Below are 23,691 nucleotides of genomic sequence, written 5' to 3' on the forward strand. Positions count from 1 at the left end.
TCAATCCATGAAGCCCTGAAGCTTCAATTCGATGGAACGCGGGTTCTCGCCCTCGGCAATCGACAGGATGCCTTCGAGCAACATTTCGCGATAACGGGACTGGCGCAGGGCAATCGACTTGAGTTTGCTCGCCACCGGCAGCAGCACCAGGTTGGCACTGGCCACACCATAAATGGTGGCGACGAACGCCACGGCAATCCCGCTGCCCAGTTGCGACGGATCGGCGAGGTTGCCCATCACATGGATCAGGCCCATCACCGCACCGATGATGCCGATGGTCGGCGCGTAGCCGCCCATGCTTTCAAAAACTTTGGCGGCGTTGATATCGCGGCTTTCCTGGGTGTAGAAATCCACTTCCAGGATGCTGCGGATCGCCTCCGGCTCGGCGCCGTCAACCAGCAGTTGCAGACCTTTGCGTGCGTAGCTGTCGGGCTCGGCATCGGCCACGCCTTCCAGACCCAGCAAGCCTTCCTTGCGCGCAGTGAGGCTCCAGTTGACCACGCGGTCGACGCCGCCGGCCAGGTCCACACGCGGCGGAAAAATGATCCACACCAGAATCTGCATGGCGCGCTTGAACGAACTCAAGGGCGCCTGCAGCAAAGCCGCGCCCACGGTGCCGCCGATCACGATCAACGCCGCCGGGCCGTTGGCCAGGGCGCCAAGGTGGCCGCCCTCCAGGTAGTTGCCGCCAATGATTGCGACAAAGGCCAGGGTGATGCCGATCAGGCTCAACACATCCATCAGAGACAGGCCTCCACCAGATGCCGGCCAATGTCGTCGAGGCTGTAGACGGCGTCGGCGAGGTCGGCTTTGACGATGGCCATGGGCATGCCATAGATCACGCAGCTGGCTTCGTCCTGGGCCCAGATGGCGCTGCCGCCCTGCTTGAGCAGGCGTGCGCCTTCACGGCCGTCGGCGCCCATGCCGGTGAGCACCACCGCCAGAACCTTGTCACCGTAGGATTTGGCGGCGGAGCCGAAGGTGATGTCCACGCACGGTTTGTAGTTGAGGCGCTCATCGCCCGGCAGGATTTTGATCGCGCCACGCCCGTCCACCATCATCTGCTTGCCACCCGGGGCCAGCAGCGCCAGGCCAGGACGCAGGATGTCGCCATCCTCGGCTTCCTTGACGCTGATGCGGCACAGCTTGTCCAGGCGCTCGGCGAATGCCTTGGTGAACGCAGCGGGCATGTGCTGGATGAGCACGATGGGCGCCGGGAAGTTGGCCGGCAGTTGGGTCAACACCCGTTGCAGGGCCACCGGGCCGCCGGTGGAGGTGCCGATGGCGACCAGCTTGTAGGCCTTGCGCTTGGGCGCCGGTGAATGCGCATGCGCGGCGGGCGCAGGGTTACGGGCCGGTGCGGCGGATGCAGGCCGGGCCGTCGGCGCAGGTGCCGGGCGGTTGAACGAGGAACCTGCTGGGGCAACTGGTGCGGCCGCCGGTGTCGGCGCAGGTGCGCTGGACAGGCTGCGACGGTTACTGCGCGCAATGCTGTGCACCTTTTCGCACAGCATCTGTTTGACCTTCTCGGGGTTGCGCGAGATGTCTTCGAAATTCTTCGGCAAAAAATCCACCGCGCCGGCGTCCAGCGCGTCGAGGGTCACTCGGGCGCCTTCGTGGGTCAGCGAGGAGAACATCAATACCGCGGTGGGGCAGCGTTGCATGATATGGCGCACGGCCGTGATGCCGTCCATCATCGGCATCTCGTAGTCCATGGTGATCACGTCCGGCTTCAACGCAATTGCCTGGTCAATCGCCTCTTTGCCGTTGGTGGCCGTGCCGACCACCTGGATGCTTGGATCGGCGGAAAGAATTTCCGAGACGCGGCGGCGGAAGAAACCCGAATCGTCCACCACCAGGACCTTGACTACCATAAACACTCCGTTAGGTGGGGCGGGCGTTACCGCCTGAGCCCCACCAAAATCAAATACGCCGTGCGGCGTAACGCTTGAGCATGCTCGGAACATCGAGAATCAGCGCGATCCGACCGTCACCGGTGATGGTCGCGCCCGACATGCCCGGGGTCCCCTGCAGCATTTTGCCCAATGGTTTGATCACCACCTCTTCCTGGCCCACCAACTGATCGACCACAAAGCCGATGCGCTGGGTGCCCACGGACAGGATCACCACGTGGCCTTCACGTTGTTCTTCATGCTTGGCCGACGCCACCAGCCAGCGCTTGAGGTAGAACAGCGGCAGTGCCTTGTCGCGCACGATCACCACTTCCTGGCCGTCGACCACGTTGGTGCGCGACAGGTCGAGGTGGAAGATCTCGTTGACGTTGACCAGCGGGAAGGCGAACGCCTGGTTGCCCAGCATCACCATCAGGGTCGGCATGATCGCCAGGGTCAGCGGCACCTTGATGACGATCTTGGAGCCCTGGCCCTTGGTCGAGTAGATGTTGATCGAGCCGTTGAGCTGGCTGATCTTGGTCTTTACCACGTCCATGCCGACGCCACGGCCCGACACGTCGGAAATCTCGGTCTTGGTCGAGAAGCCCGGAGCGAAGATCAGGTTGTAGCACTCGGTGTCGGTGAGGCGGTCGGCGGCGTCCTTGTCCATCACGCCACGCTTGACTGCGATATTGCGCAGGATTGCCGGGTCCATCCCTTTGCCGTCGTCGGTGATCGACAGCAGGATATGATCGCCCTCCTGCTCGGCCGCCAGAATCACCTTGCCGTTGCGCGACTTGCCCGCCGCTTCACGTTCTTCAGGGGTTTCCACGCCGTGGTCGACGGCGTTGCGCACCAAGTGGACCAACGGGTCGGCCAGGGCCTCGACGAGGTTCTTGTCGAGGTCGGTTTCCTCGCCCACCAGTTCCAGGTTGATTTCTTTCTTGAGCTGGCGTGCCAGGTCGCGAACCAGACGCGGGAAGCGGCCAAAGACTTTCTTGATCGGCTGCATGCGCGTTTTCATCACCGCGGTCTGCAGGTCGGCGGTGACCACGTCGAGGTTCGACACGGCCTTTTGCATGGCTTCGTCGCCACTGCTCAAGCCCAGGCGCACCAGGCGGTTACGCACCAGCACCAGTTCGCCCACCATGTTCATGATGTCGTCCAGGCGCGCGGTGTCTACCCGTACGGTGGTCTCGGCTTCGGTGGTGACCGGCTTTTCGGCCACGGCGGCAGCCGGGGCGCGTGCAGGTGCTGCGGCAGGTGCCGGTGCGGGCTTGGCGGCTGGAGCGGCTGCCGGTGCAGGTGCAGGTGCAGATTTGGCGGCCACAGGCGCAGCAGTCGCCGCTGCGGCCGGGGCCACTTCGGTGAACTTGCCCTTGCCGTGCAATTCGTCGAGCAACGCCTCGAATTCGTGATCGCTGATCAACCCGTCGCCGGCCGGTGCTGCGCTGGCTGCCGGAGCGGCTGGCGCGGCGGCAGGCGCCGTCGCGGCGACTTCCGGCAAGGCATCGACAGCAAAGGTGCCCTTGCCGTGCAGTTGATCGAGCAAGGCTTCGAATTCGTCATCGGTGATATCGGTGCTGGCGCTCGCTGCGGCTGCGGGCGGCGCGGCGACCGGTGCCACGGCGTCGGCAGCGAACTGACCCTTGCCATGCAACTGGTCGAGCAGCGATTCGAACTCGGCGTCGGTGATGTCTTCGCTGGTTGGCGCGGCAGGTGCAGCAACCGCTGGCTGTGGCGTCTGCGGTGCTTCGGCCTCGGCCTTCACGGCGTTGAGCGAATCGAGCAACTGTTCGAACTCGCTGTCGGTGACATCCGCCTCGGGCTCAGGCTCGGCCACCGGCGCAGGTGCAGCTGGTACGGCCGGCGCCTCGGCAGCCGGCTCTGCCAGGCGCGCCAGGGCGGCCAGCAGTTCCGGAGTGGCGGCGGTGATCGGGGCACGTTCACGCACTTCGCTGAACATGCCGTTGACCGCATCCAGTGCTTCGAGAATCACGTCCATCAACTCCGAGTCGACCTGCCGTTCACCCTTGCGCAGGATGTCGAACACGTTCTCGGCGATGTGGCAGCACTCAACCAGCTCATGGAGCTGGAGGAAGCCGGCGCCCCCTTTTACAGTGTGAAAACCGCGAAAAATTGCATTGAGCAGGTTCGCATCATCCGGTCGGCTTTCCAGCTCGACCAGTTGTTCGGACAGTTGCTCTAAAATTTCGCCGGCCTCTACAAGGAAATCCTGAAGGATTTCTTCATCGGCGCCGAAGCTCATGTGGGTGCTCCTTAGAAGCCTAAACTGGATAACAGGTCATCGACATCATCCTGACCTGACACAACGTCTTCACGTTTATCGGCATGAATCTGCGGACCTTCACCCTTGGCGAGATGTTTTTGTGGATCTTTTTCCGAGAGGATCGCCGCGCGGTCATGTTCGATGCCGGCAAAACGATCGACCTGCCCGGCCATGAGCACCAGTTTGAGCAGGTTGCTTTCCACTTCGGTGACCAGTTGGGTCACACGCTTGATCACTTGACCGGTGAGGTCCTGGTAATCCTGGGCCAGCAAAATATCGTTGAGGTTGCTCGCCACCGTGCGGTTTTCCTGTTCGCTGCGCGACAGAAAACCGTCGACCCGACGGGCCAGTTCACGAAACTCTTCAGCACCGACTTCGCGACGCATGAAGCGGCCCCAGTCGTGGCTAAGCGCTTGAGCCTCGGTGGCCATGCCATTGACCAGAGGCGTGGCGTTTTCCACCAGGTCCATGGTGCGGTTGGCCGCCGCCTCGGTCAGCTTGACCACATAGGACAGGCGTTCGGTGGCATCGGTGATCTGCGAAATTTCTTCGGCCTGGGGCATGTGCGGGTCAATCTGAAAATTGACGATCGCACTGTGCAGCTCGCGCGTGAGCTTGCCCACTTCCTGGTACAGGCCGCGGTCACGGGTCTGGTTAAGCTCATGGATCAACTGCACCGCGTCGCCGAAATGACCTTTTTCAAGGCTGTCGACCAACTGGTGAGCATGTTTTTTCAGGGTCGACTCAAAATCGCCCAATGTTGTTTCTTTATGCTCCATAGCTCCCCCGCGATGGCATTAGCCGTGGATGCGTTCGAAGATTTTTTCGATCTTCTCTTTTAGCGCCAATGCAGTGAATGGCTTGACCACGTAACCGTTTACCCCGGCCTGGGCGGCTTCGATAATCTGTTCACGCTTGGCTTCGGCGGTCACCATCAGTACAGGCAGGCTGCGCAGCTTTTCGTCGGCGCGCACATGGCGCAACAAGTCGATGCCAGTCATGCCCGGCATGTTCCAGTCGGTTACCAGAAAGTCGATGCTGCCGCTGTTGAGGATCGGAATCGCCGTAATGCCGTCGTCCGCCTCGACCGTGTTTGTGAACCCAAGGTCACGCAACAGGTTTTTTATGATCCGCCGCATCGTTGAGAAGTCATCAACGATGAGGATTTTCATGTTCTTGTCCAATTCGACCTCCAAGCAGTCTTAAACGCGCCCAGCACCTGGACGCGCCATTTCAATCAACAGGCGTTACACAAAAAGGACTGCCGGGTCCACCACGGGTCGACCCCGCGAAGGTCGTGACCCTCGCGGTATCGTCTGCAGTGTCCCCACACTGCCTGTCAGCGCGCGCGCCACTCTCCCAAACGCCCCCGCAAACGGGCTGCGCACTGGCTATGCAACTGGCTGACACGCGATTCGCTGACCCCCAGGACCTCACCGATTTCCTTGAGGTTCAGCTCTTCGTCGTAGTACAGCGCCAGGACCAGGCGCTCACGCTCCGGCAAGTTGGCAATGGCTTCCGCCAGTGCGCCCTGGAAACGTTCATCTTCCAGGTCGCGTGACGGTTCCATATGCGCACTCGCGCCGTCCTCGTGCAGCCCTTCGTGTTCGCCGTCCTGCAACAGGTCGTCGAAACTGAACAGGCGGCTGCCCAAGGTATCGTTCAAAATCCCGTAATAATCATCGAGACTCAATTGGAGTTCGGCCGCAACTTCGTGATCTTTAGCGTCGCGACCGGTTTTTGCTTCAATTGAGCGAATTGCGTCACTGACCATCCGCGTATTGCGGTGCACCGAACGCGGCGCCCAATCCCCTTTACGCACTTCATCGAGCATCGCGCCACGTATGCGAATACCCGCATACGTCTCGAAACTGGCGCCCTTGCTCGCGTCGTACTTGGTCGACACTTCGAGCAGGCCGATCATGCCGGCCTGGATCAGGTCTTCGACCTGCACACTGGCCGGAAGGCGTGCCAGCAGGTGATAGGCAATGCGCTTGACCAGCGGCGCATAGCGCTCGATCAATTCGCCCTGGCTGTCGCGTGCCGATTTTTTATAGAGGTTGTAGCCGCTGGATGTCATAGCACAGGACCCGCGCTTGTCTGATGCACCAATCGCTCGACGAAGAACTCCAGATGCCCACGCGGGTTGGCGGGCAGCGGCCAGGTATCGACCTTCTGGGCAATCGCCTTGAATGCCAGCGCACACTTGGAACGCGGGAATGCTTCGTAGACCGCACGCTGTTTTTGCACAGCCTTGCGCACGCATTCGTCGTAGGGAACTGCGCCAACGTATTGCAGGGCGACATCGAGAAAACGATCCGTGACCTTGGTCAGCTTGGCGAACAGGTTGCGCCCTTCCTGCGGGCTCTGGGCCATGTTGGCCAGCACGCGGAAGCGGTTCATGCCGTAGTCACGGTTAAGCAGTTTGATCAGGGCGTAGGCGTCGGTGATCGAAGTGGGCTCGTCGCACACCACCAGCAGCACTTCCTGCGCGGCGCGCACAAAGCTGACCACGGACTCGCCGATGCCGGCGGCGGTGTCGATCACCAATACGTCGAGGTTGTCGCCGATATCGCTGAACGCCTGGATCAGGCCGGCATGCTGCGCCGGGCTCAGGTGCACCATGCTCTGGGTGCCGGAGGCAGCCGGCACGATGCGGATCCCGCCGGGCCCCTGCAGCAGCACATCGCGCAGCTCACAGCGCCCTTCGATCACATCGGCAAGGGTATGTTTGGGGGTCAGCCCCAGCAGAACGTCCACGTTCGCCAGGCCCAGGTCAGCGTCCAGCAGCATGACGCGACGGCCAAGCTCTGCCAGGGCCAGGGACAAATTCACTGACACGTTAGTTTTCCCGACGCCACCTTTGCCGCCGGTCACCGCGATCACCTGTACGGGATGCATGCTGCCCATTTTATTTCTTTACCTTGTCTTGCTTAGACGCAGGCTACATGGCTTGGCCGCTTGAATCGCTTGCAGACCATCGATGTAGGTACATTTCACGGTGTTCATCCTGCCTCAACCGACCCGTTTTGCCGGGTTGTGGTAAAGGTCGGCGAACATATCAGCCATCGCTTCCTCGCTAGGCTCGTCTTGCATTTGCACACTCACGGCACGGCTGACCAACTGATGACGACGCGGCAGATGCAGATCATCCGGGATTCGCGGGCCGTCGGTCAGGTAGGCGACCGGTAATTCATGACTGATTGCCAGGCTCAGCACTTCGCCCAGGCTCGCGGTTTCGTCGAGCTTGGTGAGGATGCAGCCGGCCAGACCGCAGCGCTTGTAACTGTGATACGCAGCGGTAAGAACCTGTTTCTGGCTGGTGGTTGCAAGCACCAGGTAATTTTTCGACTTGATCCCACGGCCGGCCAGGCTTTCCAGCTGCATGCGCAACGCCGGGTCGCTGGCTTGCAGGCCGGCGGTGTCGATCAGCACCACGCGCTTGCGCAGCAGCGGGTCGAGGGCGTTGGCCAGGGACTGGCCCGGGTCGACGTGGGTCACCGGCACATTGAGAATGCGGCCGAGGGTCTTGAGCTGTTCCTGGGCGCCGATACGGTAGCTGTCCATGCTCACCAGCGCGATGTTGTTGGCGCCGTACTTGAGCACGTAACGGGCGGCCAGCTTGGCCAGGGTGGTGGTTTTGCCCATGCCGGCAGGGCCGACCATGGCGATCACACCGCCCTCTTCGAGGGGTTCGATTTCCGGGGTGGCGATCATCCGCGCCAGGTGCGCCAACAGCATGCGCCAGGCCTGACGGGGCTCCTCGATGTTGCCGGTCAGCGCCAGCAGGTCGCGCGACAGCGGGCCGGACAGGCCGATGCGTTGCAGGCGACGCCACAGGTTGGCCTGTTGCGGCTTGCTGCCTTGCAACTGGTTCCAGGCCAGCGAGCCCAGTTGTACTTCGAGCAGTTCGCGCAGGCCGTTGAGTTCAAAGCGCATCGAATCGAAGACGCGCTGGTCGACGGCGGCAGCCGGGGCCGGTGCGGCAGGACGCGGCGGCTCAACGAAAGTCGGCTCCACCAGCGGCTCGGCAGCGGTCAGCGGCAGGCCGGCGAACAGCTGGCGATTGGTGGTGGTGTCGCTGTCGCCGCGCATGCTCAGCTCGGCCTGGGCCGACACAATGCGCGAGGCGGTTTTGCGCAGCTCGTCTTCGAGTTCCATGTTCGGCACGCGTGGCGCCAGGGCCTGGGGGGTGTAATCCAGGGCAGCCGTCAGCTCCACACCGCCGGCGATGCGGCGGTTGCCGATAATGGCAGCATCGGCGCCCAGCTCATCACGCACCAGTTTCATGGCCTGACGCATATCGGCGGCGAAAAAACGCTTCACTTGCATAACCCACTACCTCAGCCGTTGGGCCCTACTGTCGCGACGATAGTCACTTGCTTATTGTCAGGAATTTCCTGGTAAGCCAACACGTGCAAATTCGGTACTGCCAGGCGTCCAAACCGCGACAACATCGCTCGGACCGGGCCTGCCACCAGCAGAATCACCGGTTGGCCCTGCATTTCCTGGCGCTGTGCGGCGTCGATCAACGAACGCTGCAGTTTTTCAGCCATGCTTGGCTCCAGCAGAACGCCCTCTTCCTGGCCTAATCCTGCCTTCTGAATACTATTGAGCAAAATCTGTTCCAACCTTGGCTCCAGGGTGATAACAGGCAGCTCGGAGTCAAGCCCTACAATGCTTTGCACGATTGCGCGGGACAATCCGACGCGCACCGAAGCCACCAGCGCGGCGGTATCTTGACTCTTGGCAGCGTTGTTGGCGATAGCCTCGGCAATGCTGCGAATGTCGCGTACCGGTACCTGTTCGGCCAGCAGCGCTTGCAGCACCTTGAGCAGCTGCGACAACGAGAGCACGCCCGGCACCAGCTCTTCGGCGAGTTTTGGCGAGGCCTTGGCCAGCAACCCCATCAATTGCTGGACTTCCTCGTGGCCGATCAGCTCGTGGGAGTGTTTGTAGAGGATCTGGTTGAGGTGGGTAGCAACTACGGTGCTGGCGTCCACCACGGTGTAACCGAGCGATTGCGCCTGGCTGCGCTGGCTGACTTCGATCCACACCGCGTCCAGGCCAAAAGCCGGATCTTTGGCGGTGATGCCGTTGAGGCTGCCGAACACCTGGCCCGGGTTGATCGCCAGCTCACGGTCCGGGTAAATCTCGGCTTCGGCGAGAATCACGCCCATCAGGGTCAGGCGGTAGGCGCTGGGGGCCAGGTCGAGGTTGTCACGGATGTGCACGGTAGGCATCAGGAAGCCCAGGTCCTGGGACAACTTCTTGCGCACACCCTTGATCCGCGCAAGCAACTGGCCACCCTGGTTGCGGTCCACCAGAGGAATCAGGCGGTAGCCGACTTCCAGACCGATCATGTCGATCGGGGTCACGTCATCCCAGCCCAGCTCCTTGGTTTCCTGGGCGCGGGCCGGGGATGGCAGCAATTCCTGCTGGCGCGCCACCTCTTGCAGGGCCTGCACCTTGACCGCGTTCTGTTTTTTCCAGAACAGGTAGGCACCGCCACCCGCCAGGGCCGCCATGGTCAGGAACGACACGTGGGGCATGCCCGGCACGATCCCCATGATCGCCATGATGCCCGCCGCCACGGCCAGGGCCTTGGGCGAGGCAAACATCTGCCGGCTGATCTGCTTGCCCATGTCTTCGGAGCCCGAAGCACGAGTCACCATGATGGCTGCTGCTGTGGATAACAACAGTGATGGCAATTGCGCCACTAAACCGTCACCGATGGTCAGCAAGGCGTACACCTTGCCGGCATCGCCGAAGGTCATGCCGTGCTGGAAGATACCCACGGCCATGCCGCCGATGAGGTTGATGAACAGAATCAGCAGGCCGGCGATGGCGTCGCCACGCACAAATTTGCTCGCACCGTCCATGGAACCGTAGAACTCGGCTTCCTGGGCCACTTCCAGGCGGCGGGACTTGGCCTGGTTCTGGTCGATGAGGCCGGCGTTGAGGTCGGCGTCGATTGCCATCTGTTTGCCGGGCATGGCGTCGAGGGTAAAGCGCGCGCTCACCTCGGAAATACGCCCGGCACCTTTGGTCACGACCACGAAGTTGATGATCATCAGGATCGCGAATACCACGATACCGACCACGTAGTTACCGCCGATCACCACCTCACCGAATGCCTGGATCACCTTGCCGGCGGCGGCATGGCCGTCCTGGCCGTGCAGCATCACCACACGGGTGGACGCAACGTTCAGCGCCAGCCGCAGCAGGGTCGCCACCAGCAGGATAGTGGGGAACACGGCAAAATCCAGCGGCCGCAGCGCGTATACGCACACCAGCAACACGACCACGGACAACGCGATGTTGAAGGTGAAGAACACGTCGAGCAGAAACGGCGGCATCGGCAACATCATCATTGCCAGCATCACCAGCAACAACAACGGCACACCCAGATTGCCCCGCGAAAGGTCAGTCAGGGTCGTACGGGCCGTGCCGAACATTTGAGAGCGATCCACCACCGGTATTCCTCGTAACGTAAAGCAAACTTTTGACGCCAGGAGGCGACTTGCAGGCGGTATTGCAAGAAGCTGTCCAACTTTGCTTTTGGCAACAGGATCAAAAATACGGAAGGGGGCTTGCTTCCGATAGTCGTGGGTCAGTCCACCGCTGGAGTGACTGATCCATCGCTATCGGGAGCAAGCCCCCTCCCACATTCTGGTTTGTGTAAAGACTGGATGTGCGCCGCTGGCGCCTTGCGTCATCAAGGTTTTGGTGTGGCTGATCCGATCGGCGGCAGCGCGTACAGACCTTTGGGTCGATGGATCATTTGGAATTCAATTTGCTGGCCAATCGAAAACTCAATCCCGCCCCAATCACTCTTGTTTACGAATACGTCACCGAACCAATGAAACGCCGGAATCACCCACTCGGCCCTGACCGGATCGTAGGATTTGACAGTACCTCTATACACCTTCAACACCGGTCTCCCTGTATATAGCTCACAACCTGTGTACGGCTTCTACTGCAATGGAACCGCGCAAAGGCGCTGCTGGCTACTGTCAAAGTTGACAGGTAGACGCAACCCAATAACGAGTGGTAGCGATGTAAAAATGCGACACAGTGGGAGCCACGCAGCCTCAGGAATCGCGCCGCAGCTCCGGCGGAATCGGCAAGTCCTTGAGCGGGTCCGGCCGTTTGCCCTTGCCCGCGCGGTATTGGCGGATCTGGTAGACATAGGCCAGAACCTGCGCCACAGCCAGGTACAGGCCGGCGGGAATTTCCTGGTCCAGGTCGGTGGAGTAGAAGATCGAGCGCGCCAGCGCCGCCGACTCCAGCAGCAGGATGTCGTTGGCCACGGCAATTTCACGGATTTTCAGCGCAGTAAAGTCGCTGCCCTTGGCCAGCAGCATTGGCGCGCCGCCTTTCTCCGGGTCGTATTTGAGCGCTACGGCGTAGTGGGTCGGGTTGGTGATGATCACGTCGGCGTCGGGCACCGAGGCCATCATCTTGCGCTGGGACATTTCACGCTGCAGCTGGCGGATGCGCTGCTTGACCTCCGGCCGCCCTTCCTGGTCCTTGTGTTCGTCGCGCACTTCCTGCTTGGTCATCAGCAGTTTCTTGTGGCTCTCCCACAGCTGAATGGGCGCGTCCACCGCCGCAATGATGATCAGCCCGGCGGACATCCACAGCGCGCTCCAGCCCACCAACTGCAAGCTGTGAATGATCGCCGACTCCAGCGGCTCGTGGGCGATGCGCAGCAGGTCGTCGATATCGGACGACAACACCGCCAGCGCCACGAACAGAATCAGGATGAATTTGGCCAGGGCCTTGAGCAGTTCCACCAGCGCCTTGGCGGAAAACATGCGCTTGAGCCCTGCCCCCGGGTTCATGCGGCTGAACTTGGGCGCCATGCTGCTGGCGGCGAACAGCCAGCCGCCCAGGGCCACCGGGCCAATCAGCGCGGCCAGCATCAACGTGATCAGGATCGGCTGCACTGCCAACAGCGCGATCTTGCCCGAGTGCATCAGGTACTGGCCCATCGCATCGGGATTGAGCAGCACCTCGCGCGGCAGGCTGAAGTTGTATTTCATCAACTCCAGCAAATCCAGGGCCAGGCCGCCGCCATAGATCAACAGGGCGCCAGAACCGGCCATCATGGTCGCGACGGTGTTGAGCTCCTTGGAACGGGCGATCTCGCCCTTTTCCCGGGAGTCCTTTTTGCGTTTCTCCGTGGGGTCTTCTGTCTTGTCCTGACCACTCTCGCTCTCGGCCATGGCTCAGCGCGCCCGTGCCAGGTCACGTAAAAACTGCAGGGCGTCGGTCGCCAGCGGTTGATACTGATTGAGAATGTCAGCCAGGCCGACCCAGAAAATCACCATGCCCATCACCAGGGTCAGCGGGAAGCCGATGGAGAAAATATTCAACTGCGGCGCCGCACGCGTCATCACGCCGAACGCGATGTTCACCACCAGCAATGCGGTGATCGCCGGCAGCACCAGCAACAGCGAGGCGCCCAGCACCCAGCCGAGGCGCCCCACCACTTCCCAGAAATGATTGACCACCAGCCCCGAGCCCACCGGCAAGGTGGTGAAGCTTTCGGTCAGCACCTCGAACGCCACCAGATGGCCGTTCATGGCCAGAAAAAGCAAGGTCACCAGCATCGTCAAAAACTGCCCGATCACCGCCGCCGAGACGCCGTTGGTAGGGTCGACCATGGACGCGAAGCCCATGCCCATCTGGATCGAAATGATTTGCCCGGCGACCACGAAGGCCTGGAAGAACAGGGTCAGGGAAAAGCCCAGCATGGCGCCGATCAGCACCTGCTCGGCGATCAGCAGCAAGGCGCTGAGGTCGAGTGCGTTGACCGGCGGCATCGGCGGCAAGCCGGGAACGATCACCACCGTGATGGCCACCGCAAAGTACAGTCGCACACGACGGGGAACCAGGGTGGTGCCGAACACCGGCATCGCCATCAGCATCGCTGTGACGCGAAACAGCGGCAGGATGAACGAGGCCACCCAGGTACTGATCTGCGTGTCGGTCAGCGCCAGCAGCGATTGCATGGGCTCAGCCGATCAACTGCGGAATACTGCCGTACAGCTGCAGAATGTATTCCATGAAGGTTTGCACCAGCCACGGGCCGGCGACGATCAGCGTGATCAGCATCACCAGCAGGCGCGGCAGGAAGCTCAGGGTCTGTTCGTTGATCTGGGTCGCGGCCTGGAACATCGCCACCAGCAGGCCCACCAACAGGCTCGGCACCACCAGCACGGCGACCATCATGGTGGTCAGCCACAACGCATCACGGAACAGATCGACCGCTACTTCTGGCGTCATGGCCTCATACCCCTCCGAAACTGCCGGCCAGGGTGCCGATTATCAGCGCCCAGCCATCCACCAGCACAAACAGCATGATCTTGAACGGCAACGAGATGATCAGCGGCGACAGCATCATCATGCCCATGGCCATCAGCACACTCGCCACCACCAGGTCGATGATCAGGAACGGGATGAAGATCATGAAGCCGATCTGGAATGCGGTCTTCAGTTCCGAGGTGACGAACGCCGGCACCAGGATGGTCAGCGGCGCCTGATCCGGTGTCGCAATGTCGGTGCGCTTGGACAGGCGCACGAACAGCTCAAGGTCGCTGGAGCGGGTCTGCGACAGCATGAAGTCCTTGATCGGGCCCTGGGCCCTGTCGATGGCGACCTGAGGCGTGATGGTCTCGGCCAGGTAAGGCTGCAGGGCCTGCTGGTTCACCTTGTCGAACACCGGCGCCATGATGAACATGGTCAGGAACAGCGCCATGCCGGTGAGGATCTGGTTCGACGGCGTCTGCTGCAGGCCCAGGGCCTGGCGCAGGATCGAGAACACAATGATGATCCGCGTAAAGCTGGTCATCAGCATGACGAACGCCGGGATAAAACTCAGCGCGGTCATGATCAGCAAAATCTGCAGGCTGACCGAATATTCCTGCGCGCCGGCCGCGTTGGTGCCCAGGGTGATCGCCGGGATCGACAACGGGTCGGCGCCCAGCGCCAGTGGCGCGACCAGCAACAGCATGAGCGTCAATAAAACGCGCATTACTTCTTATCCTTCTGATCCTTGCCCAGCAACTCCATCAGGCGCTGAGCGAATTCAGGCGTGGCAGGCGTGGACGAGTCCACGTTCACCGGGTTCTTGAGCACGTGCAGCGGGGTGATGCGGCCCGGCGTGATGCCCAGCAAAATCTGTTCGCCACCGACCTGCACCAGCACCAGCCGGTCACGCGGTCCGAGCGCACGTGCGCCGATCATCTCGATCACCTGGCCATTGCCCGGGCCGATGCGCTGCATGCGGCGCATCACCCAGGCCAGCACAAAGATCAGCCCCACCACCAGCAGCAACCCCAGCACCAGTTGGGTCAGTTGCCCGCCGACACTGCTGCCGACCACGGGCGCGGCCGCCTTCGCCACGGGTTCGGCCGCGAGGGCGCTCAATGGCAGCGCCAGACACAGTCCCGCCAGTGAATACTTCATGTCAGCGCAGCTTCTTGATGCGTTCGCTCGGGCTGATCACGTCCGTCAGGCGGATGCCGAACTTTTCGTTGACCACCACCACCTCGCCATGGGCGATCAGCGTGCCGTTGACCAGCACGTCCAGCGGCTCACCGGCCAGGCGGTCCAGCTCGATCACCGAGCCCTGGTTGAGCTGCAGCAGGTTGCGGATGTTGATTTCGGTGCTGCCCACTTCCATGGAGATCGACACCGGAATGTCGAGGATCACGTCCAGGTTGGGTCCGTCGAGGCTCACCGGGTCATTGTTCTTCGGCACGCTGCCGAACTCTTCCATCGGCAGGCGCTTGCCGGCCGGCGCGGTGGCGGCATCGGCGGCCAGCAGCGCGTCGATATCGTCCTGGCCGACATCGCCGGTTTCTTCCAGGGCCGCTGCCCATTCGTCAGCCAGGGCCTGGTCTTCGGCGGAAGTGTTTTCGTGTTCGGTAGCCATTACATGTCCTCGGCGAAGCAAACATTCATAAAAAGAGGGGGGATCAGCGCCGGTTGATCGGCTCGATCACCTGCAGCGCCAGGTTGCCCTTGTGGGAACCGAGCTTGACCTTGAACGACGGCACGCCGTTGGCGCGCATGATCATTTCTTCCGGCAGCTCGACCGGAATCACGTCGCCGGGCTGCATGTGCAGAATATCGCGCAGGCGTAACTGGCGACGGGCCACGGTGGCGCTCAGGGGTACGTCGACGTCGAGCAAATCTTCGCGCAGGGCCTTGACCCAGCGTTCGTCCTGGTCGTCCACGTCGGACTGGAAGCCAGCGTCGAGCATCTCGCGCACCGGTTCGATCATCGCGTACGGCATGGTCACGTGCAGATCGCCGCCGCCGCCATCGAGTTCGATGTGAAACGTCGACACCACAATGGCCTCGCTCGGCCCGACGATGTTGGCCATGGCCGGGTTCACTTCCGAGTTGATGTACTCGAAATTGACCTCCATGACGGCCTGCCAGGCTTCCTTCAAGTCGATGAAGGCCTGCTCCAGCACCATGCGCACCACGCGCAATTCGGTAGGGGTGAATTCGCGGCCTTCGATCTTGGCATGACGGCCGTCGCCACCGAAGAAGTTGTCCACCAGCTTGAACACCAGCTTGGCGTCGAGGATGAACAGCGCGGTGCCGCGCAACGGCTTGATCTTGACCAGGTTGAGGCTGGTGGGCACGTACAGCGAGTGCACGTACTCGCCGAACTTCATCACCTGCACGCCGCCCACCGCCACGTCGGCCGAACGGCGCAGCATGTTGAACATGCTGATGCGGGTGTAGCGGGCGAAACGTTCGTTGATCATCTCCAGGGTCGGCATGCGCCCACGGACGATGCGATCCTGGCTGGTCAGGTCATAACTTTTGACGCTGCCGGGCTCGGCAGCCATTTCGGTCTGTACCAGACCATCGTCCACGCCATGCAGCAGCGCATCGATTTCATCCTGGGACAGCAGGTCCTGCACGGCCATGTCGTGATCCTACTGCAATACGAAATTGGTGAAGAGCACTTGCTCGACGGCGACTTTGCCGAGTTCCTTCTGGGACACTTCCTGCACGCTGGCGGTGACTTTCTGGCGCAGCATTTCCTGGCCAACCGGGGTTACCAGGCTGTCGAAGCTCTGTGCGGATAACAGCATCACCAGGTTGTTGCGGATCACCGGCATATGCACCTTGAGTGCATCCAGGTCCGCCTGGTTACGCGCCAGCAGCGTCATGCTCACCTGCAGGTAGCGTTGACGGCCGTTCTGATTGTAGTTGGCGACAAAGGCCGGCAGCATCGGCTCGAAGATAGCCGGTTGCTTGACGTTGGTGGCGGTCTCGGCGGCAGGGGCCGGTTTGCTGGCACTGCTGTGCATGATGTACCAGGTGCCGCCTACCGAAGCACCAATGGCCAGGAGCAGGCCCAGGACAATCATCAGGATAAGCTTGAGTTTGCCCTTGCCCTTGACCTTGCCTTCGGGTGCTTGTGCTGCGTCTTCGCTCTTCGCCATGCCAATAATCCGTCACTATTCGGGGATTCATAGATCTACGGAAAGGCAAGAGCAAGTGTTATGCCAGAATTGTCTAGTAGACAGGCACATGGCCTTGTGAGAGGGGGCTTGCTTCCGACAGCGTTGGGTCATTGCCACATACAGTGACTGACACACGGCTATCGGGAGCAAGCCCCCTCCCACATTCAAGCGGCATATGGCCGAAATCAGGCGTAGTAATCGACCGCGCTGGAGCCGATCACGCTGGTCGTTACGGGCGCGACAGCGGCGCTCACGTCAGACTGCTCAGCCACATCGCCACGGCCACCCCGCCCACCGCCGCCACTCACGCCGCGCATCTGGCTCTGTTGTTGCTGTTGCTGCTCCTGGCCACGGGACTGGTCGGACACGTTCACGTCCACCTGGCCCATGCCCTGCTGGGCGAACATCTCGCGCAGCCGACCGGACTGGCTTTCCAGCGCTTCACGCACCACAGCGTGACCGCTCATGAACGTCACCTGGGCCTGCTGGTCCGGTGTCATGTTGACCTTGATATCCAGGCGCCCGAGCTCGGCCGGTTGCAGCTGGATCTCGGCCGACTTGAGGTTGGCACTGGAGAGGTACATCACGCGGTTGACCACTTCTTCGGTCCAGCCGCTCTGGTGCATCGCCAGCGGTGCGTTGGCTACGGGAGGCAGCGCATTGGCGGTTTTCGGCGTGGCAGCCTGGGTCAGCGCGGCCAGGCGATCGGCGAAGTTATCGACCCGTGTATCGCTGCCGGCGTTTTTCAGGTCCTTGAGGCCGTCATCGATCAGCGCACCGAACGCCTTCTCGCCGCCCTGATGGGTGCTGTCCTTGGCGGCTTGCTGGTCCAACAGAGTGGCCATGCCGGCGGCGAAGGTCTGCGCAGCGGTAGGCTGATCCTGGGTGGTGGTCGGTGCGCCCTTCTGCGGCGCCTGGCTGGTGGCCGACACGTGACCGCCCTGCTCCATCGCCAGGCGCACGGCGGGCATGTCGTCCAGCGGGTCGGCGGCGGGGTCGAAGGCAGGCTTGGCGGCATCGGTTGCCGCGACAGGTGCAGCGACTGCGGGTTGCGTCTTATCAGCCTTGTCGGGCTTGGCGGCAACCGGGGCCGGGGTTTCCGGCGGCACCGGCACAGCCACCACCGGCGTGAGCGTGGCCACCAGCGCCGGGTCGACCACCGGATCGGCCGCTGGCTGTTGTGCCTGGGCCGCGTCGGTGGGTTTGTCGTCGTCGCTGCTGGCGCTGTCGTCGGACTTGGCCGGCGGCGTGGCAGGCAAGGGTTTGCCGCTATCGGCAACCGCCGGCGTGTTGGCGGCAGGTTTGTCGCTGTCGGCAACGGGCTTGGCCGGGCTCTCGGCGGGCTTGTCCCGCGCGGGTTTGGCCGGGCTGGCGTCGGGCTTGGCGACTGGTTTGGGCGCCTGGTTGGCGAACACTTGAGCGAAGCCAGGGCCTTTGTCCCGTGGGTCCGCCGTCACTGAAGGTGAAGGAGCGACGGGCGCTTGAGGCTTGGCCGCAGGGGCAGCCTGAAGGAGGGAGTTGGGGGCGACTGGCATAAGTAGGGTCTCCAACTGCATGGGGGTCGTGGGATGCAGTTGTGGAGATATAGCAAGAGTTGGGCCAGGTTGGTTTGCTTGGGTGCATATCCGTTATGTGGGTGATGACTACGCGATCCCTGGCCCGCCAGCGTGGTTGACGGGCGCCCAGCCAAAGCAAAGCAGATCAAAGCCGTGTGATATCCATCAGACAAATGGAAATCCAAATGTGGGAGGGGGCTTGCTCCCGATGGCTGAGTGTCAGTCAACTTATGGGTAGCTGACCCACTGCCATCGGGAGCAAGCCCCCTCCCACATTTTGTACAGCGTTCGACAAACCATTCGCGCTCTTGCTTTTGATCTGGGCGCCCCGTCAAACACGCAGGGCCAGGGATGGTCCATCCGCGCCGTAGGGCGCGCAACGCCAATCACCCCACAAAAACCCGCCGAAGCTCTCCCTCATACATCGCCCGAACCAAAGCAAACTCCCGGTCAATCTGATCCACCAACGTCCCAAGATCCCCCACCGATGCCATTTCCAACCGCTGACACAACAAGGCCAACCGCACCGCGCCCAGATTCCCGCTGCTCCCCTTGAAACTGTGCGCAATCTGCCGCAACGCCTGCGCATCACCACGCGCCATGTGCAACGCCTTCACCCGCTCTTCGGAGTCAAGCAAAAAGGTATCCAGCAAGCGCGGATACTCCCCCTCCATCACCTCCTGCAAACCCGCCAACACCTGCGGGTCCATATGAACATCAACCACTTGCTCGCTCCTTGATCAAGAATCGCCGGATTATGCCAGAGCCTCCCAGCAAAACTCCACGCAGACACTGCGCCCGCCATCAGACCAGCCTACAGCGCTGCACAATTGGCGTACCAGGCTGAGCCCCCGGCCAGACAGACGGTCGATATCCAGCGGCCGCGCCAGTACCTGCTCCACGTCAAACCCCTGGCCACTGTCTTCGACGCGCAAGCTCAGGGTACCGCCGGTGTCGGTGGGCACCACCTGCACATGCACACGCACAAACCCGCTGTCCAGTTGTGTCAGTCGCTCGTTGCGCAGGCGGTAATACTGCGCAAACCCCTCGGCATCGCGCTTTAGCCGCGAGTCCAGCCCCAGCACGCCGTGTTCCAGGGCATTGGAATACAGCTCGGCCATCACGCTGTAAAGCGCCCCGCTCTGCTCGCGCAGGCCGTGGATTTCCAGCAGCAATTGCAGCAGATAGGGCAACGGGTTGTAGCGTTTGAGGGTGTCGGCGCGAAACTCGAAGCTCACCGACCAGTCCAGCGGGCAAGACTGGCCGCTGTCGGCGTACAAAGGACCGGTTGCGCGCAGCGACTGTCCGGCCTGCAGAGTGATTTCCACCATGCTGATGTCATCGCGCACCTGGCCGCGAAACGCTGCCAGCGCCTGCTCGATGTCTTCAAACAGGCGGTCCGGCTCGCGATTGGCGGCAAACACCTGCAGCAAGCGCTCGGCGCCAAATAATTGTTCGTTGGCATCGGCGGTGTCGAGCACGCCGTCGGACAGTAAAAACACGCGGTCACCCAGGGCCATCGGCCAGACTTCGGTGCGGTCGTCAAACTGCTCCGCCGACAGCACGCCCAAGGGTAAATGGCGTGACATCAACGGCGTGCGCTTGCCCGTGGCGACCTCGTGCACATAGCCCTCGGGCATGCCGCCATTCCACACCTCCACCGCACGCCGCTGGGTGCTCAGGCACAGCAGCGTGGCGCAGCAGAACATGTCCGCCGGCAGGATGCGCTTGAGCTTGGCGTTCATCTCGCGCAGGGTCTGGGCCAGGCCGTAGCCCTTGGCGGTCATGCCATAGAACACTTCCGCCAGCGGCATGGCGCCCACCGCCGCCGGCAGGCCATGACCGGTGAAGTCGCCGAGCAGCACATGCATGTCACCCGACGGCGTGTAGGCCGCCAGCAGCAGGTCGCCGTTGAACAATGCATAGGGCGATTGCAGATAGCGAATGTTCGGCGCCGCGTTGATGCAGCCGGAATGGGCCACCTTGTCGAACACCGCCTTGGCCACTCGCTGCTCGTGCAACAGGTACTCATGGTGTTTGGCGATCAGGTCGCGCTGCTGCAACACCGTGGCCTGCAGGCGACGCAGGCGGTCCATGGCGTTGATCTTGGCCGCGAGGATCACCGGGTTATAGGGTTTGGCCAAAAAGTCATCGCCGCCAGCGTCCAGGCATTTGGCCAGGGCTTCGCTTTCACGCAGGGAGGTGAGGAAAATCAGCGGCACCAGCGCTTCGCCCGCCAGTTGCTTGATCCGCCGCGCAGCCTCGAACCCATCCATCACCGGCATCAGCGCGTCCATCAACACCAGGTGCGGGCGTTCACGGGTAAACACCTGCACCGCTTCAGCACCATTGGTGGCGGTGAGCACCTGATGGCCCTGACGGCGCACGATGGTCGACAGCAACAGCAGGTCGGCGGCGCTGTCTTCGGCGATCAGAATCGTCAGCGCTTCAAGGACAGGGGCCTGGACACTCATTCGATATCGAACAGTTTGTCGAAGTTGGAGATGGCGAGGATCTTGCGCACGTCCGAACTGCTGTTGATCACACGGATATAGGCCTTGTCGCCCCCCGCATGGTCGCGCAGCAGCAGAAGCATGCCCAGCGCCGAGCTGTCCATGTAGGTGGTTTCCTTCAAGTCCACCACGACCGTCTCGGGCTTGGGGTAAACGCCTTCATAGACGTTGCGAAAATCCTGGTGGCTGCTGAAATCGAAGCGGCCCTTGATCGCAATCGTCAACGTCTTCCCATCCATGGATACTTTTTTTTCGACCGACATTTAACTGCTTCCTTGTCATGGGTAAATGTGACACAGGTTTAGCAGTTGAATGGAATCCGAGCAACACAGCAAATCAATCGCGGGAGGGGTTTGTCCCCTATTTAGAACGGGGATTGGCGGGGAAGACGTTGCGACAGCTCATCGAGCAGCTTCTGCTCACGCTTGTCTTCCAGCGCGCGCGCTTCGTCGATGTAGCGCTGCACCAGTTTGCGCAGACCCTCGACCCGGGCATAGGCGGCTTGCCAACTTTCACGCGCCTTGTCGAGGTTGTTCTGGTGCCAGGCCAGGCTCTGGCGTTGCTGACCGACGGCGGTTTCCAGCTGGTTGAGAAAGCCCTGGTAACCCATCAGCCACTGGCCGGACACGCCCTTGCTGCCACGGTCGATCCACTGCTGCTGGTACTCGCTGCGAAAGCGTTCAAGGTCGCCCAGCTTGCTTTCGGCCAGGCGCACCTGGCCCTGGAAATAACCCAGGCGCTGCACCGCGGCTTTTTCGGCCTTTTCGGCCATCTCCACCACCGGCGCAAGGCGTGCAGAACGCGAATTGGCCATGGCTTAACCGCCTGGCGCCGGGGCGAAGATCGACTGCAAGTGAGCCTCGCTTTCGCCCATGCTGATGTTGTCGTTGAGGCCCTGGCGCAGGTAGGTCACCAGTTGCGGTTGCAGGGCAATCGCCAGGTCGGTCTCGCGATCGCCACCGGCCACGTAGGCACCCACGCTGATCAGGTCGCGGCTCTGTTGATAGCGCGACCACAGTTGCTTGAATTGCTGGGCGCGGGCCATGTGCTCCGGCGTTACCACCGATGGCATCACCCGGCTGATGGAGGCTTCGATATCGATGGCCGGGTAGTGCCCTTCCTCGGCCAGGCGCCGGGACAGCACGATGTGGCCGTCGAGCACGCCCCGCGCCGAGTCGGCAATCGGGTCCTGCTGGTCATCGCCTTCGGACAAAACCGTGTAGAACGCCGTGATCGAGCCGCCGCCCGCCTCGGCATTACCGGCGCGCTCCACCAGCTTGGGCAACTTGGCGAATACGGACGGCGGGTAACCCTTGGTCGCCGGCGGCTCGCCGATGGCCAGGGCAATTTCCCGCTGGGCCTGGGCAAAACGCGTGAGCGAGTCCATCAGCAACAGGACATTCTTGCCCTTGTCGCGAAAATATTCGGCGATGCGCGTGCAGTACATGGCGGCGCGCAAGCGCATCAGCGGCGCATCGTCGGCCGGCGATGCGACCACCACCGAGCGCTTGAGGCCTTCCGGGCCCAGGCTGTGCTCGATGAACTCCTTGACCTCGCGGCCACGCTCGCCGATCAGCCCCACCACGATGATGTCGGCCTCGGTAAAGCGCGTCATCATGCCCAGCAGCACCGATTTACCCACCCCGGTACCGGCGAACAGGCCCAGACGCTGGCCGCGCCCGACCGTCAATAAACCGTTGATGCTGCGAATGCCCACGTCGAGAGGCTGGCTGATGGGGTTGCGATTGAGCGGATTGATCGTGGGGCCGTCCATCGGCACCCAGTCTTCGGCCTTCATGCCACCCTTGCCATCGAGCGCACGGCCGGCGCCGTCAAGCACGCGGCCGAGCATGCTCATGCCCATGGGCAGGCGGCCGGTGTCGGCCAGCGGCACCACGCGGGCGCCGGGGGCGATGCCGGCAACGCTGCCGACCGGCATCAGGAACACCTTGCTGCCGGAGAAGCCCATCACTTCGGCTTCGACCTGCACCGGGTGGTAGCTGTCGTCGTTGATCACCAGGCACCGGCTGCCCATGGCGGCGCGCAGGCCCTCGGCTTCGAGGGTCAGGCCGACCATGCGCAGCAGGCGCCCTTCAAGAATCGGCTGGCCGGGCAGCTGCGTGGCCTCGGCGTAACCGCCCAGGCGCTTGGCGAAGCTGGTACGGTCAAGGCGCATCCGGGCGGTCCAGGTCGATGCTGATATCGGGTTCGCCCGGGTTCATGGCCTGTTCGTGCTGCTGGTCGAGCAACTTGGCCATGATCTGGCTGATGCGGGTTTCCACCGTGGCATCGATGCGGCTGTGCTCGGTCTCGACCCGGCAGCCGCCGGGCTGCAGCGCGGCGTCCTCGACGATGCGCCAGGTTTCTTCATGGCGCTCGCGCAAGGCTTTGACCTGCTCGAAATCCTGCGGGTTGATGTACAGCCGCACATTGCCGACGCCCAGGGGCAGCAATTTGAGCGCTTCGCGCATCACGCCTTCGATCTGGCTGGAGTCCAGCACCAGTTCGCGCTGGATCACCTGGCGCGTGATGTGCTGCACCAGTGCAACCATGGATTTTTCGATCTGCGCATCCTGCCCGGCAATCGGCTCGAACAGCCCGTTCATCAGGCGTTCCAGGCTGGCGAGCTGGACGCCCAGCGCCACCTCGGCCTCCTGGCGCACCTTGAGGGTGGTGCTGCGAAAACCGTCCTTTTCGCCTGCCGCGAAGCCTTCGTTGTAAGCCTCCTGGCGGATGGCTTCCAACTCTTCGAGGGTCAGCGGCTGGACTTCGTCCAAGGGCACTTCTTCCATCTCCGCCGGGGTTTCCACCACCGGTGCGGGTTCGGGCTCGGGCACATGCGGGTCGAAGCTGGGCAACGACCAGATGTCGAACCCGCCCACGTCCCGCGCGCGAATCAGGTCGCTGGGCGTTTCATCTTTGCTCGACATGGACAGCGCC

The 23,691-nt window shown here is 62.2% G+C and carries 24 protein-coding genes; all 24 read right to left on the bottom strand.

The annotated features are described in order from the left end of the window. The 24 genes from JOE32_RS09430 to fliH all read right to left on the bottom strand — a co-directional run bounded on the left by JOE32_RS09430 (position 1) and on the right by fliH (position 23,681). Positions 1-741, bottom strand: coding sequence for a flagellar motor protein (locus JOE32_RS09430; RefSeq protein ID WP_003236851.1), 741 nt, complete (start codon positions 739-741; stop codon positions 1-3). Beyond that, positions 741-1,874 (bottom strand): chemotaxis response regulator protein-glutamate methylesterase, encoded by a 1,134-nt coding sequence (locus JOE32_RS09435; RefSeq protein WP_209983431.1) that lies wholly within the window; start codon positions 1,872-1,874, stop codon positions 741-743. Before JOE32_RS09435 ends, JOE32_RS09430 begins: the two co-directional genes overlap by 1 nt. A gap of 49 nt (positions 1,875-1,923) precedes the next feature. Next, positions 1,924-4,161: a chemotaxis protein CheA gene (locus JOE32_RS09440; RefSeq protein ID WP_209983434.1), complete on the bottom strand. Its 2,238-nt coding sequence runs from the start codon at positions 4,159-4,161 to the stop codon at positions 1,924-1,926. Between the two features lie 11 nt (positions 4,162-4,172). Then, on the bottom strand, positions 4,173-4,961 hold the full coding sequence (locus JOE32_RS09445; RefSeq protein ID WP_209983435.1) for a protein phosphatase CheZ: 789 nt from the start codon (positions 4,959-4,961) through the stop codon (positions 4,173-4,175). A gap of 18 nt (positions 4,962-4,979) precedes the next feature. After that, on the bottom strand, positions 4,980-5,354 hold the full coding sequence (locus tag JOE32_RS09450) for a chemotaxis response regulator CheY (protein WP_015885173.1): 375 nt from the start codon (positions 5,352-5,354) through the stop codon (positions 4,980-4,982). Positions 5,355-5,521: 167 nt separating this feature from the next. Then, complete coding sequence (gene fliA, locus JOE32_RS09455; protein ID WP_057008163.1) at positions 5,522-6,262, bottom strand: RNA polymerase sigma factor FliA; 741 nt, start codon at positions 6,260-6,262, stop codon at positions 5,522-5,524. Further along, positions 6,259-7,092: a flagellar synthesis regulator FleN gene (gene fleN, locus JOE32_RS09460; protein WP_003192912.1), complete on the bottom strand. Its 834-nt coding sequence runs from the start codon at positions 7,090-7,092 to the stop codon at positions 6,259-6,261. Before fleN ends, fliA begins: the two co-directional genes overlap by 4 nt. 105 nt (positions 7,093-7,197) lie before the next feature. Next, entirely contained in the window at positions 7,198-8,514 is a 1,317-nt protein-coding gene (flhF, locus tag JOE32_RS09465; protein WP_209983437.1) for a flagellar biosynthesis protein FlhF, read from the bottom strand. Positions 8,515-8,525: 11 nt separating this feature from the next. Beyond that, positions 8,526-10,655 (bottom strand): flagellar biosynthesis protein FlhA, encoded by a 2,130-nt coding sequence (gene flhA, locus JOE32_RS09470; protein WP_209983439.1) that lies wholly within the window; start codon positions 10,653-10,655, stop codon positions 8,526-8,528. 621 nt (positions 10,656-11,276) lie between these two features. Next, entirely contained in the window at positions 11,277-12,413 is a 1,137-nt protein-coding gene (gene flhB / locus JOE32_RS09475; RefSeq protein WP_209983441.1) for a flagellar biosynthesis protein FlhB, read from the bottom strand. A gap of 3 nt (positions 12,414-12,416) precedes the next feature. After that, positions 12,417-13,202 (bottom strand): flagellar biosynthetic protein FliR, encoded by a 786-nt coding sequence (fliR, locus tag JOE32_RS09480; protein WP_209983443.1) that lies wholly within the window; start codon positions 13,200-13,202, stop codon positions 12,417-12,419. 4 nt (positions 13,203-13,206) lie between these two features. Beyond that, a complete protein-coding gene (gene fliQ / locus JOE32_RS09485) occupies positions 13,207-13,476 on the bottom strand; it encodes a flagellar biosynthesis protein FliQ (protein WP_209983445.1) in 270 nt (89 codons plus the stop codon). Between the two features lie 4 nt (positions 13,477-13,480). Beyond that, positions 13,481-14,224, bottom strand: coding sequence for a flagellar type III secretion system pore protein FliP (gene fliP / locus JOE32_RS09490; protein ID WP_003236875.1), 744 nt, complete (start codon positions 14,222-14,224; stop codon positions 13,481-13,483). Further along, positions 14,224-14,658, bottom strand: a complete 435-nt coding sequence (gene fliO / locus JOE32_RS09495) for a flagellar biosynthetic protein FliO (protein WP_209983447.1) — start codon at positions 14,656-14,658, stop codon at positions 14,224-14,226. The genes fliP and fliO overlap by 1 nt, the downstream gene beginning before the upstream one ends. Before the next feature lies 1 nt (position 14,659). Then, a complete protein-coding gene (gene fliN, locus JOE32_RS09500; protein ID WP_057008168.1) occupies positions 14,660-15,127 on the bottom strand; it encodes a flagellar motor switch protein FliN in 468 nt (155 codons plus the stop codon). A gap of 43 nt (positions 15,128-15,170) precedes the next feature. Then, on the bottom strand, positions 15,171-16,139 hold the full coding sequence (gene fliM / locus JOE32_RS09505; RefSeq protein ID WP_209983449.1) for a flagellar motor switch protein FliM: 969 nt from the start codon (positions 16,137-16,139) through the stop codon (positions 15,171-15,173). Between the two features lie 9 nt (positions 16,140-16,148). Beyond that, positions 16,149-16,661 carry a flagellar basal body-associated protein FliL gene (gene fliL / locus JOE32_RS09510; RefSeq protein ID WP_209983451.1) on the bottom strand — a complete coding sequence of 171 codons (513 nt, stop codon included), beginning with the start codon at positions 16,659-16,661 and terminating at the stop codon, positions 16,149-16,151. Between the two features lie 206 nt (positions 16,662-16,867). Then, positions 16,868-18,217 (bottom strand): flagellar hook-length control protein FliK, encoded by a 1,350-nt coding sequence (locus tag JOE32_RS09515; RefSeq protein WP_209983453.1) that lies wholly within the window; start codon positions 18,215-18,217, stop codon positions 16,868-16,870. Positions 18,218-18,624: 407 nt separating this feature from the next. After that, positions 18,625-18,963 carry an Hpt domain-containing protein gene (locus tag JOE32_RS09520; RefSeq protein ID WP_209983455.1) on the bottom strand — a complete coding sequence of 113 codons (339 nt, stop codon included), beginning with the start codon at positions 18,961-18,963 and terminating at the stop codon, positions 18,625-18,627. Positions 18,964-18,993: 30 nt separating this feature from the next. Then, complete coding sequence (locus tag JOE32_RS09525; RefSeq protein WP_209983457.1) at positions 18,994-20,712, bottom strand: fused response regulator/phosphatase; 1,719 nt, start codon at positions 20,710-20,712, stop codon at positions 18,994-18,996. Next, on the bottom strand, positions 20,709-21,014 hold the full coding sequence (locus JOE32_RS09530) for an STAS domain-containing protein (protein WP_209983459.1): 306 nt from the start codon (positions 21,012-21,014) through the stop codon (positions 20,709-20,711). The genes JOE32_RS09525 and JOE32_RS09530 overlap by 4 nt, the downstream gene beginning before the upstream one ends. Positions 21,015-21,115: 101 nt before the next feature. After that, on the bottom strand, positions 21,116-21,565 hold the full coding sequence (gene fliJ, locus JOE32_RS09535) for a flagellar export protein FliJ (protein ID WP_209983461.1): 450 nt from the start codon (positions 21,563-21,565) through the stop codon (positions 21,116-21,118). 3 nt (positions 21,566-21,568) lie between these two features. Then, positions 21,569-22,927, bottom strand: coding sequence for a flagellar protein export ATPase FliI (gene fliI, locus JOE32_RS09540; protein ID WP_209983463.1), 1,359 nt, complete (start codon positions 22,925-22,927; stop codon positions 21,569-21,571). Beyond that, entirely contained in the window at positions 22,917-23,681 is a 765-nt protein-coding gene (gene fliH, locus JOE32_RS09545) for a flagellar assembly protein FliH (protein WP_209983464.1), read from the bottom strand. The genes fliI and fliH overlap by 11 nt, the downstream gene beginning before the upstream one ends. Positions 23,682-23,691: the final 10 nt, after the last annotated feature.

It is taken from the genome of Pseudomonas sp. PvP025, assembly GCF_017832155.1.
Classification (GTDB): Bacteria; Pseudomonadota; Gammaproteobacteria; order Pseudomonadales; family Pseudomonadaceae; genus Aquipseudomonas.

Bases quoted from the DNA above. Each gene is read 5' to 3' on its own strand.
- JOE32_RS09445 (WP_209983435.1), bottom strand. From the start codon at position 4,961: ATGGAGCATAAAGAAACAACATTGGGCGATTTTGAGTCGACCCTGAAA.
- fliO (WP_209983447.1), bottom strand. From the start codon at position 14,658: ATGAAGTATTCACTGGCGGGACTGTGTCTGGCGCTGCCATTGAGCGCC.
- JOE32_RS09450 (WP_015885173.1), bottom strand. From the start codon at position 5,354: ATGAAAATCCTCATCGTTGATGACTTCTCAACGATGCGGCGGATCATA.
- fleN (WP_003192912.1), bottom strand. From the start codon at position 7,092: ATGGGCAGCATGCATCCCGTACAGGTGATCGCGGTGACCGGCGGCAAA.
- JOE32_RS09525 (WP_209983457.1), bottom strand. From the start codon at position 20,712: ATGAGTGTCCAGGCCCCTGTCCTTGAAGCGCTGACGATTCTGATCGCC.
- fliP (WP_003236875.1), bottom strand. From the start codon at position 14,224: ATGCGCGTTTTATTGACGCTCATGCTGTTGCTGGTCGCGCCACTGGCG.
- JOE32_RS09515 (WP_209983453.1), bottom strand. From the start codon at position 18,217: ATGCCAGTCGCCCCCAACTCCCTCCTTCAGGCTGCCCCTGCGGCCAAG.
- fliH (WP_209983464.1), bottom strand. From the start codon at position 23,681: ATGTCGAGCAAAGATGAAACGCCCAGCGACCTGATTCGCGCGCGGGAC.
- fliA (WP_057008163.1), bottom strand. From the start codon at position 6,262: ATGACATCCAGCGGCTACAACCTCTATAAAAAATCGGCACGCGACAGC.
- JOE32_RS09530 (WP_209983459.1), bottom strand. From the start codon at position 21,014: ATGTCGGTCGAAAAAAAAGTATCCATGGATGGGAAGACGTTGACGATT.
- fliR (WP_209983443.1), bottom strand. From the start codon at position 13,202: ATGCAATCGCTGCTGGCGCTGACCGACACGCAGATCAGTACCTGGGTG.
- fliI (WP_209983463.1), bottom strand. From the start codon at position 22,927: ATGCGCCTTGACCGTACCAGCTTCGCCAAGCGCCTGGGCGGTTACGCC.
- fliM (WP_209983449.1), bottom strand. From the start codon at position 16,139: ATGGCCGTGCAGGACCTGCTGTCCCAGGATGAAATCGATGCGCTGCTG.
- flhF (WP_209983437.1), bottom strand. From the start codon at position 8,514: ATGCAAGTGAAGCGTTTTTTCGCCGCCGATATGCGTCAGGCCATGAAA.
- fliJ (WP_209983461.1), bottom strand. From the start codon at position 21,565: ATGGCCAATTCGCGTTCTGCACGCCTTGCGCCGGTGGTGGAGATGGCC.
- fliN (WP_057008168.1), bottom strand. From the start codon at position 15,127: ATGGCTACCGAACACGAAAACACTTCCGCCGAAGACCAGGCCCTGGCT.
- JOE32_RS09435 (WP_209983431.1), bottom strand. From the start codon at position 1,874: ATGGTAGTCAAGGTCCTGGTGGTGGACGATTCGGGTTTCTTCCGCCGC.
- flhB (WP_209983441.1), bottom strand. From the start codon at position 12,413: ATGGCCGAGAGCGAGAGTGGTCAGGACAAGACAGAAGACCCCACGGAG.
- JOE32_RS09430 (WP_003236851.1), bottom strand. From the start codon at position 741: ATGGATGTGTTGAGCCTGATCGGCATCACCCTGGCCTTTGTCGCAATC.
- fliQ (WP_209983445.1), bottom strand. From the start codon at position 13,476: ATGACGCCAGAAGTAGCGGTCGATCTGTTCCGTGATGCGTTGTGGCTG.
- JOE32_RS09440 (WP_209983434.1), bottom strand. From the start codon at position 4,161: ATGAGCTTCGGCGCCGATGAAGAAATCCTTCAGGATTTCCTTGTAGAG.
- fliL (WP_209983451.1), bottom strand. From the start codon at position 16,661: ATGGCGAAGAGCGAAGACGCAGCACAAGCACCCGAAGGCAAGGTCAAG.